Origin of the sequence: Pseudaminobacter soli (ex Zhang et al. 2022), assembly GCF_014595955.1 — a bacterium.
Lineage (GTDB): Bacteria > Pseudomonadota > Alphaproteobacteria > Rhizobiales > Rhizobiaceae > Kumtagia > Kumtagia pseudosoli.
Map to the genome: position 1 here is coordinate 53,084 of NZ_JABVCF010000012.1, position 15,162 is coordinate 68,245.

At 66.5% G+C, this 15,162-nt stretch carries 15 protein-coding genes; 8 read left to right on the forward strand and 7 right to left on the reverse strand.

What is annotated here, in order from left to right; genetic code table 11:
* Genes HUI96_RS20965 through HUI96_RS20980 form a run of 4 tightly spaced genes read left to right on the forward strand, consistent with a single transcriptional unit; the run spans position 1 to position 5,063 of the window.
* A complete protein-coding gene (locus HUI96_RS20965; protein WP_188256645.1) occupies positions 1 to 1,113 on the forward strand; it encodes an ABC transporter ATP-binding protein in 1,113 nt (370 codons plus the stop codon).
* Between the two features lie 8 nt (positions 1,114 to 1,121).
* Positions 1,122 to 2,630, forward strand: a complete 1,509-nt coding sequence (locus HUI96_RS20970; RefSeq protein WP_188256646.1) for a GMC oxidoreductase — start codon at positions 1,122 to 1,124, stop codon at positions 2,628 to 2,630.
* Entirely contained in the window at positions 2,627 to 3,391 is a 765-nt protein-coding gene (locus tag HUI96_RS20975; protein WP_188256647.1) for a 3-ketoacyl-ACP reductase, read from the forward strand. The genes HUI96_RS20970 and HUI96_RS20975 overlap by 4 nt, the downstream gene beginning before the upstream one ends.
* 16 nt (positions 3,392 to 3,407) lie before the next feature.
* Positions 3,408 to 5,063, forward strand: a complete 1,656-nt coding sequence (locus HUI96_RS20980; protein WP_188256648.1) for a GMC family oxidoreductase — start codon at positions 3,408 to 3,410, stop codon at positions 5,061 to 5,063.
* 154 nt (positions 5,064 to 5,217) lie between these two features.
* Here HUI96_RS20980 and HUI96_RS20985 read toward each other — a convergent pair whose 3' ends face one another.
* The 5 genes from HUI96_RS20985 to otnK all read right to left on the reverse strand — a co-directional run bounded on the left by HUI96_RS20985 (position 5,218) and on the right by otnK (position 8,211).
* Positions 5,218 to 5,421, reverse strand: coding sequence for a hypothetical protein (locus HUI96_RS20985; protein ID WP_188256649.1), 204 nt, complete (start codon positions 5,419 to 5,421; stop codon positions 5,218 to 5,220).
* A gap of 32 nt (positions 5,422 to 5,453) precedes the next feature.
* The gene (locus HUI96_RS20990; RefSeq protein WP_188256650.1) at positions 5,454 to 5,759 is read right to left on the reverse strand and encodes a DUF1236 domain-containing protein; all 306 of its coding nucleotides are present in this window, start codon (positions 5,757 to 5,759) and stop codon (positions 5,454 to 5,456) included.
* Between the two features lie 258 nt (positions 5,760 to 6,017).
* The gene (locus HUI96_RS20995) at positions 6,018 to 6,188 is read right to left on the reverse strand and encodes a hypothetical protein (RefSeq protein ID WP_188256651.1); all 171 of its coding nucleotides are present in this window, start codon (positions 6,186 to 6,188) and stop codon (positions 6,018 to 6,020) included.
* A 134-nt stretch (positions 6,189 to 6,322) separates the two neighbouring features.
* On the reverse strand, positions 6,323 to 6,958 hold the full coding sequence (locus HUI96_RS21000; RefSeq protein WP_188256652.1) for an aldolase: 636 nt from the start codon (positions 6,956 to 6,958) through the stop codon (positions 6,323 to 6,325).
* Entirely contained in the window at positions 6,955 to 8,211 is a 1,257-nt protein-coding gene (otnK, locus tag HUI96_RS21005) for a 3-oxo-tetronate kinase (RefSeq protein WP_188256653.1), read from the reverse strand. The genes HUI96_RS21000 and otnK overlap by 4 nt, the downstream gene beginning before the upstream one ends.
* 199 nt (positions 8,212 to 8,410) lie before the next feature.
* On the opposite strand from otnK, the gene HUI96_RS21010 reads away from it, so the two are divergent.
* From HUI96_RS21010 to HUI96_RS21025, 4 genes are read left to right on the forward strand one after another with little or no spacing between them, the layout of a single operon-like run.
* The gene (locus tag HUI96_RS21010; protein ID WP_188256654.1) at positions 8,411 to 9,664 is read left to right on the forward strand and encodes a sarcosine oxidase subunit beta family protein; all 1,254 of its coding nucleotides are present in this window, start codon (positions 8,411 to 8,413) and stop codon (positions 9,662 to 9,664) included.
* 9 nt (positions 9,665 to 9,673) lie between these two features.
* Positions 9,674 to 9,940, forward strand: a complete 267-nt coding sequence (locus tag HUI96_RS21015; RefSeq protein ID WP_188256655.1) for a sarcosine oxidase subunit delta — start codon at positions 9,674 to 9,676, stop codon at positions 9,938 to 9,940.
* Positions 9,937 to 12,780: a sarcosine oxidase subunit alpha family protein gene (locus HUI96_RS21020; RefSeq protein WP_188256656.1), complete on the forward strand. Its 2,844-nt coding sequence runs from the start codon at positions 9,937 to 9,939 to the stop codon at positions 12,778 to 12,780. Before HUI96_RS21015 ends, HUI96_RS21020 begins: the two co-directional genes overlap by 4 nt.
* On the forward strand, positions 12,773 to 13,291 hold the full coding sequence (locus tag HUI96_RS21025; RefSeq protein ID WP_188256657.1) for a hypothetical protein: 519 nt from the start codon (positions 12,773 to 12,775) through the stop codon (positions 13,289 to 13,291). The genes HUI96_RS21020 and HUI96_RS21025 overlap by 8 nt, the downstream gene beginning before the upstream one ends.
* Positions 13,292 to 13,393: 102 nt before the next feature.
* Here HUI96_RS21025 and HUI96_RS21030 read toward each other — a convergent pair whose 3' ends face one another.
* Positions 13,394 to 14,062, reverse strand: a complete 669-nt coding sequence (locus tag HUI96_RS21030) for an RraA family protein (protein ID WP_188256658.1) — start codon at positions 14,060 to 14,062, stop codon at positions 13,394 to 13,396.
* A gap of 140 nt (positions 14,063 to 14,202) precedes the next feature.
* The gene (locus HUI96_RS21035) at positions 14,203 to 15,117 is read right to left on the reverse strand and encodes an SMP-30/gluconolactonase/LRE family protein (protein WP_188256659.1); all 915 of its coding nucleotides are present in this window, start codon (positions 15,115 to 15,117) and stop codon (positions 14,203 to 14,205) included.
* Positions 15,118 to 15,162 lie beyond the last annotated feature (45 nt).

Below are 15,162 nucleotides of genomic sequence, written 5' to 3' on the forward strand. Positions count from 1 at the left end.
ATGTCCTTTCTGCAGATCAGAAACCTCGACAAATCATTCGGCGCGACGCGCATCCTGAAGGACATCAACCTGGAGATCGCCGAGGGCGGCTTCCTGGTGCTGGTCGGTCCGTCGGGCTGCGGCAAGTCCACGCTGCTCAACTGCATCGCCGGGCTGGAGCCGATCACCTCTGGCGACATCTCCATCGGCGGCCGCTCGGTGGCGGGGCTGCACCCGTCGAAGCGCGACATCGCCATGGTCTTCCAGTCCTACGCGCTCTACCCGAACATGACGGTGGCCGGGAACATCGCCTTCGGCATGGAGATCCGCGGCGTGCCGAAGGCCGAGCGCGACAAGGCAATCCGCGAGGTCGCCGACATGCTGCAGATCGGCCACCTGCTCGACCGCAAGCCGAGCCAGCTCTCCGGCGGCCAGCGCCAGCGCGTCGCCATGGGCCGGGCGCTCGTGCGCGACCCGCAGGTGTTCCTGTTCGATGAGCCGCTGTCCAACCTCGACGCCAAGCTGCGCGTCGACATGCGCACCGAGATCAAGCGCCTGCACCAGCGCATGAAGACGACCATCGTCTATGTCACGCACGACCAGATCGAAGCGATGACGCTGGCCACCAAGATCGCCGTGCTGAAGGACGGCGTGCTGCAGCAGTTCGGCTCGCCGGCCGAGATCTACAACAACCCGACCAACATGTTCGTGGCCGACTTCATGGGGTCGCCGGCGATGAACCTGCTCTCCGGCACGATCGAGCGCGACGTGGAAGGCGTGAAGGTCTCGCTGGCGCGCGCCCATGGCGAGCCGCTGAAGCTGGCGATCTCCGAGCCGAACGGCCTCGCCGCACACGCCGGCAGGGAGGTCGTGTTCGGCATCCGCCCCGAGGCGCTCACCGATCCCGACGGGGCGGACCGCAACGCACGATCGATCGTGGAAGGCGACTGCCTGATCGAGGTGGTCGAGCCCGCCGGCTCCGACACTTTTGCGGTGACGCGGCTTGGCGGCAAGGAGGTCACCGCGCGCCTGCGCGCCGACGCGCGCATCCAGGCAGGCCAGCCGGCACGTCTCGCCTTCAATCTGGACAAGGCCGTGTTCTTCGATCCGCAGACCCAGGCCCGCATCGCCTGAGCAGCCGCATGCCTAGACAGCCAGATATCGTCATCATCGGCTCCGGCGTCGGCGGCTCGACCATGGCCGCCGGACTTGCGCCGATCGGCGCCGAGATCCTCATCCTGGAGGCCGGCGAGCGACTTCCCGACATTCCGGAAAACCGCGACCCGAGGGCCATCTTCCAGCGCGGCCATTTCCGGCCGAAGGAGACCTGGTACGAGGCCTTCGGCGCGCCCTTCAATCCCGGCAATTACTACAATGTCGGCGGCAACTCGAAGTTCTACGGCGCGGTGCTGACGCGCTACCGGCGCGAGGATTTCGCCGAACTCCAGCATGAGGAAGGCGTCTCGCCGGCCTGGCCGTTCGCCTATGAGGAGTTGGAGCCCTGGTATTCGGCGGCCGAGCAGCTTTACCAGGTTCGCGGACAGACTGGGGAGGATCCGACCGAGCCGCCGCACTCGCAGCCCTATGCCTTCGCTCCGATCCCGGACGAGCCGGCGATCGCGGACATTCGCGGCAGGCTCAAGCGCGCCGGGCTGCACCCCTTTTCGCTGCCACTCGGCGTCGACATCGATCGCTGGCTCGCCAAGGCAAAGACGCCGTGGGACGCTCATCCCAATTCCGACGACGGCAAGATGGACGCCGAGACGACAGCCCTCGCGGCGGCGTTGCGCTATCCCAACGTGACGCTTCAGACCAACTCCAGAGTTACGCGTGTTGAGCTCGAACCCGGCGGGGACCGGGTCAACACCGTGCATTACACGCACCATGGCGAGGCAAAAACCGTGTCGCCAAAGCTGGTGATCCTCTCAGCCGGCGCGGTGCAGTCCGCCGTGCTCCTGCTGCGCTCGGCGCAGGGTCGCTACGCCAACGGCCTCGCCAATTCGTCCGACCAGGTCGGGCGCAATTTCATGAACCACAATTTGACCGCGGTGATCGGGCTGTCGCCGCGCTATCGTAACACCTCGATCTACCAGAAGACGTTCGGCTTCAACGACTTCTACCTGAGCGACGGCGCGGGCGGTCCGCCGCTCGGCAACGTCCAACTGCTCGGGCGCGTCTCGGGCGCCGTCCTGAAGGCCGACGTTCTGCGCGTTCCGGAATGGATGCTGAACCAGGCCTCTTCCCGCGCCATCGACTTCCTGGCCATGAGCGAGGACGTGCCGAATCCCGAAAGCCGGGTGATGGTGGACGGCGACCGCATCGTGCTCAAATGGCACCGCACCAACTGGAACGCGCATCTGAGGCTCGTCGCCAAGCTGAAGAGCATCCTGAAGTCGATCGGCTTCCCGCTCGTGCTGTCGCAGGCCTTCGACAAGCGCACGCCGTCGCACCAGTGCGGCACCGTGCGGATCGGCGACGATCCGGCGAGTTCGCCGCTCGACATCTTCTGCCGGTCCTATGATCATCCAAATCTGTTCGTGGTCGACGCGGGCTCGCTGCCGACCTCGGCGGCGGTGAACCCGGCGCTTACCGTCGCGGCCCAGGCGCTGCGCGTCGCCGATCACATGGCCAAGAAGGACCTCACCCGATGACGAGGCCGGTCGCGATCGTCACCGGAGGCCGGCGAGGCATCGGCTTCGCCGCCGCCACCGCGCTGGCCGATGCCGGGTTCGACCTGGCAATCACCGACATCGCCGATCCGGGACAGGACGGTGCGCCGCTGGACGCGCTCAAGGCGCGCGGCGCGGAGGCCATTTATGTGAAGGCTGACCTCGCGGAGGTCGGCTCCCACAAAGACACGGTCGACCAGGTAATTTCGAGGTTCGGGCGGATCGACTGCCTGGTGAACAATGCGGGGATCGGCTCCGTGGTCAGGGGCGACTTTCTCGAGCTTGCGCCCGAGAATTTCGACACCATCATCAACGTCAACCTGCGCGGTACGGTGTTCTTCACCCAGGCGGTTCTTAGAGCCATGCTCTCGCGCCCTGCCGAGGGGCCGCGCACGATCGTCAACATCACCTCCGTCTCGGCCGAGCTAAGCTCGCCGGAGCGGCTCGACTACTGCATCAGCAAGGCCGCGCTCTCGTCGTTCACGCAGGGGCTGGCGCTCAGGCTCGCAGGGGAAGGCATCTCCGTGTTCGAGGTCCGGCCCGGCATCATCCGCACAGAAATGACGGCGAAGGTGGCGGCCAGATACGACGCTCTGATCGACGGCGGCCTTGTGCCGATGAAGCGCTGGGGCGAGCCGGGCGATGTCGGGGCGATCTGCGCGGCGCTCGCCCGCGGCGACTTCGGCTTTGCAACGGGATCGATCATCAATGCCGACGGCGGGCTGGCGATAGGCCGGCTGTAGCCGTTCCGGGGAGACCATGACCTACGACTACATCATAACCGGAGCCGGGCCCGCAGGCTGCGTGCTCGCCAATCGGCTGACCGAAGATCCGAACGTGCGGGTGCTGCTGCTGGAAGCGGGTGGCGGCGATTGGCACCCGCTCTTCCATATGCCGGCCGGCTTCGCCAAGATGACCAAGGGCGTGGCGAGTTGGGGCTGGGAGACAGTACCCCAGAAGCACATGAAGGGCCGCGTGCTCCGCTATACCCAGGCGAAGGTGATCGGCGGCGGCTCGTCGATCAACGCACAGCTTTACACGCGCGGCAACCGCGCCGACTACGATCTCTGGGCTTCGGAGGACGGCTGCGAGGGCTGGGACTACCGCTCGGTCCTGCCCTACTTCAAGCGCGCGGAGGACAACCAGCGTTTCGCCGACGACTACCATTCCTATGGCGGGCCGCTCGGCGTCTCGATGCCGGTCTCGGCGCTGCCGATCTGCGACGCCTATATCCGTGCCGGCCAGGAGCTCGGCATACCATACAACCATGACTTCAACGGCCGGCAACAGGCCGGGGTCGGCTTCTATCAGCTGACCCAGCGCAACCGCCGCCGATCCTCGGCCTCGATGGCTTATCTGTCGCCGATCAAAGATCGCAAGAACCTCACCGTGCGCACGGGTGCCTGGGTGACCAGGATCGTGCTCGAAGGATCGAGGGCGGTCGGCGTCGAGGTTTCGACAGGCAGGGGCAGCGAGGTCATTCGCGCCGAACGCGAGGTGCTCGTCACCTCCGGCGCCATCGGCTCGCCAAAACTCCTGCTGCAGTCCGGCATCGGCCCGGCGGATCACCTGCGCTCAGTCGGGGTCAAGGTGCTGCACGACCTGCCGGGCGTAGGCTCCAACCTGCAGGACCACCTCGATCTTTTCGTCATCTGCGAGTGCACCGGCGACCACACCTATGACGGCGTGACCAAGCTGCACCGCACGCTATGGGCCGGTATGCAGTACGTCCTGTTCCGCTCGGGCCCTGTCGCCTCGTCGCTCTTCGAGACCGGCGGATTCTGGTATGCGGACCCGGACGCGAGATCGCCCGACATCCAGTTCCACCTCGGACTCGGCTCCGGCATCGAGGCCGGCGTGGAGCGGCTGAAGAATGCCGGCGTCACGCTGAATTCCGCCTACCTCCATCCGCGTTCGCGCGGCACCGTGCGGCTGTCCTCGGCCGATCCTGCTGCGGCACCGCTGATCGACCCGAACTACTGGGAAGACCCGCACGACAGAAAGATGTCTATCGAAGGCTTGAAGATCGCGCGCGAGATCATGCAGCAGGACGCGCTCAAGCCGTTCGTCATGGCCGAGCGGCTGCCCGGTCCGAAATTTAGGACCGACGAAGAGCTGTTCGACTACGGCTGCGCCAATGCCAAGACCGACCACCATCCGGTCGGCACCTGCAAGATGGGCACCGGCCCCGACGCGGTGGTCGGCCTCGACCTGAAGGTGCACGGGATCGAAGGCCTGCGTGTCTGCGACTCCTCGGTGATGCCGCGCGTGCCGTCCTGCAACACCAACGCGCCGACCATCATGATGGGAGAGAAGGGCGCGGACATCATCCGCGGCCTGCCGATGCTACCGCCGGCGATCTTCGAGCACGAGCGCAACGACACGCGGCCCCGCGCGCGGACACATGTGAGTTGAGCTGCGGAAAGACGCTCTCCGGTCCCGCTGCTCGGGAAGGCCGGGCTGTCTGGGACTCTTCACAGGAACTGAAGGTCCTGGCTTCTGCAAAGAGGGCGGTTCAGGATCGGACTGATCCGATCCGCCCTCCCGGCCCCCGCCGAAGCCAGTTCGGCTAGGCGGCTCCTTCGAGAACCGGCGTTCGTGCGTCTGCTGCAGACGCACTGCCGCTCCTCGACATTCGAGGTCGGAAGATGTTCGTCACCTGGCGCGCCTGATCGACGCTGATCCCGTTGCGCTCGGCAAACTCGCTGATGACGCGGAGATCCTCGTTCGAGGAACTGGCGCATGAGCGCTGCTCGATCGGTTTCTGGCTCACACGCCGCTCCTTTCTCCCTCCTCGGCAGATCGTCAATTGATGACGTGGACGACCTTGCGGGTGCCCGGATCCACCAGGACAGTCCGGTTGTCGACCACCACGTACTTGTACTTCACGTCAGGCACATCCACTGTGTGAAGCTCGACCGTATCGGGAACCGTGGCGCCGATGTTCAGTTCGACACCCGGCAGGTTGATCGAGGCAGCCGGCTGCTTGTGCACGTATTCCTTGATGACCGTTTCCTGTTCGGGCGCAATCGTGACCGTCTGGGCCAAGGCAACGCCAGCCGTCGCCGTCAGGAAAAGACCGGCGATGGCGCCTGCGATGTAATGCTTCATCCTATCCTCCAAAACACGAATTGAGGTTGGCGCGCTCCGCAGCGCCCGCCAAGAAAACTCGGGAATGATGGGGGCGTTCCGGACTGGGGCTTCAGTCCTGCTGTCGGATGAGTCCTATGACCAGAGGCGTACGACCAAAGTCCGAATAGCTGGCCAGCACATACTTTCTGCCCGCGCCAACAGCCTTCGGCGGCATCGCCGAACATATGCTTTCATTTGGAATTGATCTGAGGTTTCGGGCCAGGCACCGGCGCCAAATCAGCTCGTCACCTGCTCCTGCTTCTTGCGCTGGCAGTCACGACCCTCGCCGCTGTCCGATGGAGGCGGGTTGCTCTGCCCAAGCTGCTCCTGGCCTGCCATCGCTGCGGGAACAGAAGAAGGAGCGACGAAGGTGGCGGCAGTCGCGACGGCAAGCAGCAGGTTTCGCATGTGGGCACTCCGTTGTGGTCGGAGCTAACGTTAGGGCAGACACCCCAGTCTGGCGAGCGGGAAGATGAATGATCCGACTGATGTTCGGTCCTGATCGGAGCCTCCGACCACTCGCCTCGCCGGCTCGCCAGCCCTCACTTGAGCTTGAAATGCCGGTCGAGATCGGCGATCGCGGCTGGGCTGAGCATGCGCACCGGCATGCCCCGCAGCAGGATGGAGAGCTTCGCCGCCTCCTCCAGTTCCTCGATGGCGAAGACCGCCGCGTCCAGCGATGCGCCGGCCACAACGGGACCATGGTTTTCCAGCAGCACCGCAGCATGCTCGCCGGCCAGCTTCTCAATCAGCGGCCGGATCTCCGGCGAGCCGGGACGCGTGTATGGCACTACCGGCACCCTGCCCACCCGCATCACCACATAAGGCGTGATCGGGCGGATTGCGTCGCTCGGGTCGACGTCCGACAAGCAGGACAGCGCGGTGGCATAGGTCGAATGGAGATGGACCACCGCGCCGGCCGTCGGCCGCTTCTCGTAGAAGGCAAAATGCAGCGGAAGCTCCTTGGTCGGCGCGTCTCCCGACACGAGTTGTCCGGCGCCGTCCAGCTTCGAGATGCGTCCGGGATCGAGGAAGCCGAGGCACGAGTTGGTCGGGCTGACCAGGTAGCCGTCCTCGACCTTCACCGAGATGTTGCCGGACGATCCCGCCGTCAGGCCGCGCTCGAAGATCGAGCGCCCCCATTTCACCATCTCCTGCCGGACCTGCTGCTCGTTCATGGCAATCCTACCTGGCGCAATGCCTTTTCGAAGAAATCGGAAGCGCCGAAATTGCCGCTCTTCAGCGCAAGGCCGAGCGGCCCGTTCCTGTCCGCGACCAGCGCGGGCACACCCGGATCGATTTCCGGCCCGATCCGCATGCTTTTCACGCCCAACGCCTCGACCACGGCGCCCGAGGTCTCGCCGCCGCCGACGACGATCCGCCTGTACCCGCTGTCGGCCAAGCTGCGCGCCAGTTCGCCGAAGAAGCGCTCGATCGTGCCCGCGATCTCCTCGCGACCAAACCGCTCTTGCGCGGTGGTGACCCCGCTCGGCTCCGAGGTCGAATAGACGATCGGAAGGGCGTCGGCCCGGCGGCACACCCAGTCGGCCGCAAGTTCCGCAGTCATGCGTCGGGCAACAAGCTCGGCCGGGTCGATCGCCAGCCCGGGCGCGCGCTCGAGATAGGCGCGGACCTGCGCCTGCGAGGCGCGCGAGCATGATCCGCACAGCACAACGCCGAGTCCCCTCGCCCGCGGCAGCGGTTCGGCGTCCGGCGAGAGCAGACCCTCTTCGCGGAAATTGGTGGGAAGCCCGATGGCGATGCCCGAGCCGCCGGTGACAAGTCGGTGGCCGGCAATCGCCCTGCCGAGCACAAGGAGGTCCTCGTCCGAAGTGGCATCGGCAACCACCAGCCGCCGTCCGGCGCTCCTCTCCACCTCGAAAGTTGCGCCGACCGCCTCAGCACCGCCCCGCACGACGTGCAGCGGTACGTGGCCCACCTCTCCCTTGGTTTGATGCCGTAGCCAGCGCCGGATATCGGCGTCCGTCATCGGGTTGAGCGGGTGGTTCTCCATCCCGGATTCGTTGAGCAGCCTGTCGCCGACGAAAAGATGGCCCATGAACAGGCGCCGGCCCGTCGTCGGAAAGGCCGGGCAGACCACCGCGACTTCCGCCCCCAACTCGTCGAGCAGGGCCTCGGCGACCGGCCCGATATTGCCCTGCGGAGTCGAATCAAAGGTCGAGCAGTATTTGAAGACGATCTGCCGGCACCCTTGCCGCAGCAGCCACCGGGCCGCCTCGAGCGACTGCCGCACAGCCTCTTGCGGCGCGATGGAGCGGGTCTTCAGCGCGACCACGCCCGCCTCGCAGCCGGCCGGGGCGTCGCCAGCGCCGATCCCGACAAACTGGGTGGTCGCCATCCCGCCCTTCGCCAGTGTGTTGGCGAGGTCGCTCGCTCCGGTGAAATCGTCGGCAACCGCTCCGAGCAGCAAGCAGGCCTCCTACCTGTTCGTTTGCATCCCGCATATCCACCAATCGATCCCGCGGCCACCCGTGATGTCAAGGGACGCCGGTATGCGACCCCGGCCCGCGTGTCGCTATTCCGGTGGGTGAGGTCGGCGCGACGAATGAACCGCTGGACATGGCACGCCATAGCTTGCAGGAGAACGGTCACAGAACCAGGGGGGCCCAGTGACCCGTCGCTATTCGGCGTTTGGACTTTTGCGCGAGGGACTGCGCGGCCACACCGGCTGGCAGCCGGCCTGGCGCATGCCGGATCCCAAGCCTGCCTACGACGCCGTCATCATCGGAGGCGGCGGCCAGGGCCTCGCAACCGCATACTATCTCGCCAAGAACCACGGCATGACGCGGGTGGCGGTCATCGAGAAGGGCTGGCTGGGCGGCGGCAACACCGGGCGCAACACCTCCACCATCCGTTCCAACTACTTCTATCCCGAGAGCGTGGCGCTCTACGACTTCTCGCTGCGCCTCTACGAGGGCCTCGGGCGCGAACTCAACTACAACATCATGCTTTCCCAGCGCGGGCTGGTCAGCGTCGCCAACTCCGATGCGGAGATGGAGATCGCAGCGCGCACCGTGAACGCCATGCAGATCAACGGCGTCGACGGCGAGTTGCTCGGAGCGGAGCAGGTTATCGAGAAGGCGCCGCTCCTCAACACCACCGACCGCGCCCGCTTCCCGATCTATGGCGGCACCTGGCAGGGTCGGGCGGGCGTCGCGCGCCACGACGCCGTCGCCTGGGGCTATGCCCGCGCGGCCGATGGGTTCGGAGTCGACATCATCCAGAATTGCGAAGTGACCGGCTTCCTTGTCGAGAACGGGCGCTGCGTCGGCGTGGAGACAAGCCGGGGCACGATCAGGGCCGGCGCGGTTGGGTTGGCGACTGCCGGACAGTCGAGCGTGCTGGCCGCGAAGGCCGGCTTCAAGCTTCCGATCCGCTCCTTTGCATTGCAGGCGATGGTGAGCGAGCCGGTGAAGCCCTGCCTCGACACCGTCGTGCTTTATCCCGGCACCGGCACCTATCTCTTCCAGTCGGACAAGGGCGAGATCGTAGTCGGCGGCGGCCTCGACCGGGTGCTCTCATATGGGCACCGCGGCAACCCGCCAATGCAGACCCAGGTGCTCTCCGGGCTGCTCGAAATGTTCCCGTCCTTCGGCCAACTGCGGCTGATGCGGCAGTGGGCCGGCATCGTCGACGTGGTGCCCGATTCCTCCCCGATCATCGGCCCGTCGCCGCTGCCGGGCCTCTATCTCGACTGTGGCTGGGGCACCGGCGGCTTCAAGGCGATCCCTGCCGGCGGCTATCTGCTCGCCCATCTGATTTCCACCGGGCAGCACCACGAGATCAGCCGGCCCTTCGACCTCGACCGGTTCGCAAGCGGGCGCCTCATCGACGAGGCGGCCGGCTCCGGCATCCCGCATTAGAGACAGACCATGCAGCTCTTTTCCTGCCCCTTCTGCGGTCCCCGCGACGAAACCGAATTCCACTTCGGCGCCGAGGCCGGAAATGTCCGCCCGGAGCCCGCCGCCAGCACCTCGGCGGAAGCGTGGGCCGACTATCTCCACTTCGAGACGAACCCGAAGGGGCCTTCGCGCGAGATCTGGGTCCATACCACCTGCGGCGAATTCTTCCTGATGGAGCGCGACACCGTCACCCACGAGGTGAAGGGTTCTCAATCCCTGCGCAGAGGTGAGGCATGAGCGCGCGGCGCATCGGTAGGGACAAGGGCACTCTCTCCTTCACCTTCGACGGCCGCCCGTACAAGGGCCGCGAGGGCGACACGATCGCCTCGGCGCTGCTTGCCAACGGCGTGAAGGTCGTCGGGCGCAGCTTCAAGTACCATCGCCCGCGCGGCATCTGGGGCGCCTGGAGCGAGGAGCCGAACGCGCTGGTCGACGTCACGGTCGGCGGCCACAGCACGCCGAACCTGCGCGCGACCACCGAATACCTGCGGGACCGCATGGCCGTGCGTTCGGTCAATGCCAGCCCGAGCGCGGTGGCCGACCGCCACGGCTATCTCGACCGCTTCGCCCGCTTCCTGCCGGCCGGCTTCTACTACAAGACCTTCCTCTGGCCGGACTGGCACCTGTTCGAGCCGCGCATCCGCGCCATGGCGGGGCTCGGGCGGGTCGATCCGCAGAACCATCCGGCCGCCGACAATCCGTTCATCAACGCGCATTGCGACGTGTTGGTGGTGGGCGCCGGACCGGCCGGGCTTGCGGCCGCCATGTCCGCATCAGCCGCGGGGAAATCCGTGGTGCTGGTCGACGACCACGCCGAAGCGGGCGGCTCGTTGCTGCAGCGCGATGCCGAGATCGACGGCGTTCCAGGCCCGCAATGGGCGGCCGACTGCGTGGCGGCGCTGCAGGCGGCGGGCCAGCGCGTGCTGCTTCGCGCCACCGCCTACGGCATCTACGACCACAACCTCGCCTGCATCTGGCAGCGCCGCGACTGGGCACCCGACGCGCAATGGCGCATCCGGGCAAAGCAGATCATCGTCGCTGCGGGCGCGATCGAGCGGCCGCTGGTCTTCCCGGACAACGACCGCCCGGGCGTCATGTCGGCCGATGCCGCGCTTTTCTACCTGAAGCGGCACGACATCCTCGTCGGGGACCGGATCGTCCTCGCCACCAACAATGACGGCGCCTACGCCGTCGCCGCGGCCCTGCAGAAAGCCGGCGCCAAAGTGATTGTCGCGGACACCCGCAAGTCGTTTGCCGCCGAGATAGCGCGCGGCCTTCAGGTCAAGCAGGGTGTTGCCGTCGAGGCAGTGCATGGCACCAATGGCGTCGAGGCTGTCACGGTCGGCGGCATGCGCCTGGAGGCCGACTGCCTGCTAGTTTCGGGCGGATATACGCCGACCGTCCATCTCTTCTGCCAGGCACTAGGAAAACTTCGGTTCGACGAGGCCATCGCCGCCTTTCTGCCGGGGAATCCGGTGCCGGGGATGACGGTCATCGGCGCTGCGAACGGAACCTTCGGGCTCGCCGCGCTGCTGGCGGAAGCTCACTCGGCCGGCGACGGAGCTGGCGAGCCTCCAAGGTCCGCGGGTGATGAGCCGCCGTTCCGCATCGAGCCCGCCTGGCCAGCCGGCGGTGCGAAGGGCCGGCAATGGATCGATTTCCAGAACGACGTGACCTTGAAGGACGTCGAACTGGCAGCGCGCGAGAACTTCCGCTCGGTCGAGCATCTCAAGCGCTACACCACGCTCGGCATGGCCACCGACCAGGGCAAGACGTCGAACATGAACGGCCTTGCCGCAATGGCGGCGATCACCGGGCGTACGATCGCCGAGACCGGCACGACCACCTACCGGCCGCCCTTCACACCGGTTCCGCTGACTGTGGTGGCCGGACGCCGCCGCGGCGAGTTGTTCAACCCCATGCGCAGGCTGGCTCTGGAGAACGCCCATCGCGCCGCCGGCGCCGCTTTTCGCGAGTATGGCGGCTGGCTGCGCCCGGCATGGTTCGGCAGCGGCAGCGCGTTCGACGAGATCCAGCGCGAAGCAAGACAGTCGCGCGAGACCGTCGGCATTTTGGACGGCTCGCCCCTTGGCAAGATCGAGGTGATGGGGCCCGACGCCGGCGCCCTGGTCGACTTCAACTCCTATAACACCATCTCGACCCTGAAGCCCGGCCGCATCCGCTACGGCTTCATGCTGACCGAGAACGGCGTCGTCTATGACGACGGCGTGGTCGCCAAGGTGGCCGACGACCATTACATCGTCTCCTGCTCCTCCGGGCATGTGGCCGGCGTCACCATGCGGCTGGAAGAATGGCGGCAGGACCGCTTCGACCCGGCCCGCGTGGTCGTCCACAATTCGACGCCGCAATGGGCGACGCTGACGGCCACGGGACCGAACTCGAAGAAGCTTCTTGCCGAACTCGGGCTTGGCATCGATCTCTCCGACGAGGCGCTGCCGCACATGGCCTTCGCGGAAGGCCGGTTCCAGGATGCGCCGGCCCGGGTCGCGCGAGTCAGCTTCACCGGCGACCGCTCCTACGAAATCTCCGTCCCTACCGGCCGGGCCCGCGCCCTGCTCGCGGCGATGGCGGAGATCGGCTGGGGCCTCGACGCGGTTCTCCTCGGGTCCGAGGCACTTCTGCTTCTGAGAGCCGAGAAGGGCTATCTTATCGCCGGCAAGGACACCGACGGCACGACCATGCCGCACGACCTCGGCGTCTCCGGCCCGCGCGACAAGCGGCAGGGCGAATATGTCGGAAAGCGCTCGCTCTTCACCGAGGAAGCGATGCGCGACGACCGCAAGCAGTTCGTCGGCCTCACCGTCGATGGACGCGAGCCGCTGGCTACCGGCGCCCATGGCGCGGAGACGAATAGCGGCAAGCGCAGGTCGCTCGGCTACGTCACATCGAGCTATTTCAGCCCGACCCTGCAGCGCCCGATCGCTCTTGGACTGATCGAGCGCGGGCAATCCCGCATGGGCGAGGAGGTGGAGATCTTCCATCTCGGCGAAATCAGGCGCGCCAGGATCACCGCGCCCTGCGCCTACGATCCGGAGGGAGCACGGCTCAATGGCTGAACGCGAGCAGTTCTGGTCGGCGCCTCCGGAGTGGGAGACGGCCGAGATCACCCGCGCGGGTTTTTCCGCGCGTCCGGTTCTGGGCCTTGGGCAGGTACTGGTGAGCGGCCAGTTCGACGCGGCGCGGGAAACGCTGGCGCCGGGCGCTCCGGAAGCCGGCCTGTGGAGCGTGATCGAAGGCGACCGATATCTCGTCCGGATTGCGCGCGACCGCGCGCTTCTGGTCACGAGCCAGCCGCTCGCGATCCAATCCGGCTGGCACGCGCAAGGATTCGCCACCTCGCCGGCTGACGATGGCTGGTCCGTCTTCGAACTGGGAGGCGAGGGTCTGCGGGACGTCATCGCCGAGGCCGTCTCCGCCGACCTCGACCGCGGCAGCCCCTCCGCCGCGGTCCAGTTCGCCGGGACCACCGCCCTGCTCTACCGTACGGCAGAGAACCGGGCGCGGCTGCATCTCGAGCGCGCCGTCGCTGCTTACGTCTGGCAGTGGCTGGAGACGCGGAAGGGGTGAACCGTCCTCCTTCGTCATCCTAGGCCGGAGCAGCCGCAAAGCGGCGAGTGCGTCCTTCGAGGCTCCAAAGCCCCAAGCGTGACGAAGGCACAAGCGGTCGCCCTACACCGCCTCGGACGACAGGGCGAACACCTCTGCCAGTGTCCTCCCCTTCGCCAACTCGGCGGACCAACTCGCTTCCATCCGGACCCGCTCCTGTGCGATCGGCAGCAGCGCCCGCGCCTCGCTAAGCGGGATGATTGCCAGCCCGTCATTGTCGCCAAGAACGATGTCGCCGGGCCGGACCGCCACGCCGCCGAAGACGATCTCGCCATTAACCGCGCCACGCTCCTTGGAGAGCGGGCCCTGTGCCGTGTTGCCGAGGCAAAAGGCGGGAAAATCGTCCCAGTTGGCGATCGTGTCGATGTCTCTCAGCGCGCCGTTCACAACGAGGCCGGCGATCTTCCTGGCGCGCGCATACCCGCACAGGATCTCGCCAGCATAGGCCGTCTGCAGGCAGCCGCCCGCGTCGACAGCCACGACCTCGCCGGCACGGGCGGTGTCCAGCGCATGCAGCATCGCGCCAAAATCGCCGCGCTCGCACCAGGCGGTCACCGCCTGGCCGACCATGCGCCTGCCCAGCGGCAATGCCCTCAGCGGCCGGATCTTCGTGTCGGCGATGACGCGTCCCGCGGTGACATCGGAGGCGATGGTGACCGGAATCGCCGCCCAAGCTCGGAGTTCTTCAGCTTCGAGCCGCTGGTAGCCGGCCTTGTGTACCCTGGTCGCCATCTTGCCTCCAAGTTCTACGCCGCCCGCTCAGGCCCGTACGCGGCCGAAACCATGCGCGCACGAGTGCGTTTGGGCCACACCTGCAGGCCAGGCTTCGGCGGGGCGGCTGTTCGGGTGTCCCGCCGAGGTGCTGATCGAGATCAGCAGAGTTTTACGCCATTGACCATCAGCCGCACCGCGTAGAGCGAGGTGGTGCCGCAGATATAGAGTACGTTGTTCTTGTTACCGCCCCAGGCGCAGTTGGCCACGACCTCCGGCACCTTCACCTTGCCGATCAGCGTGCCGTCGGGATCGTAGCAATGGATGCCGTCGGCGGCGCTCGTCCAGATGCGCCCCTCCGTATCGAGGCGGAAACCGTCGAAGAGCCCGGCCGTGCAGTCCGCGAAGACCTCGCCGCCCGAAAGCTTGCCGCGCTCGCCGATGTTGAATACGCGCATATGAGCCGGGTTTTCGTCGCCATGGGTGCGGCCGGTGTCGACCACATAGAGCTTGCTCTCGTCCGGAGAGAAGGCGATGCCGTTCGGCCGCACCATGTCGGTGATCACGGCGTCCACAGTCCCGCTCTGCGGATCGACGCGGTAGACGTAGCAGGCGCCGATCTCGCTGTCGGCCTTGTCGCCCTCATAGTCGGTGTCGATGCCATAGCTCGGGTCGGTGAACCAGACCGATTCGTCCGATTTCACCACCACGTCGTTCGGCGAGTTGAGCCGCTTGCCCTGCCAGCGATCGGCGATGGTGGTGATTGAGCCGTCATGCTCGGTGCGGCTCACCCGCCGGCCGGAGTGCTCGCAAGTGACGAGCCTGCCCTGCCGGTCGACCGTGTTGCCGTTGGAATTCCCGCAGGGCTGCCGGAAGACGCTGACGCTGCCATCGGTCTCGTCGTAACGGAGCATCCGGTTATTCGGTATGTCGGACCAAACCAAATAGCGGCCGGCCGCGAACCATGCCGGTCCCTCCGCCCAGCGGCACCCGGTGAAGAGTTTTTCGACACGCGCGCTGCCGTTGAACAGCCTTCTGAAACGCGGATCGAGAATCTCGTATTCGTCAGCAGCCATGTCGTCCCCTCCTGATCGCTTGGCCATGAGCCGGGCGTTTCGCCT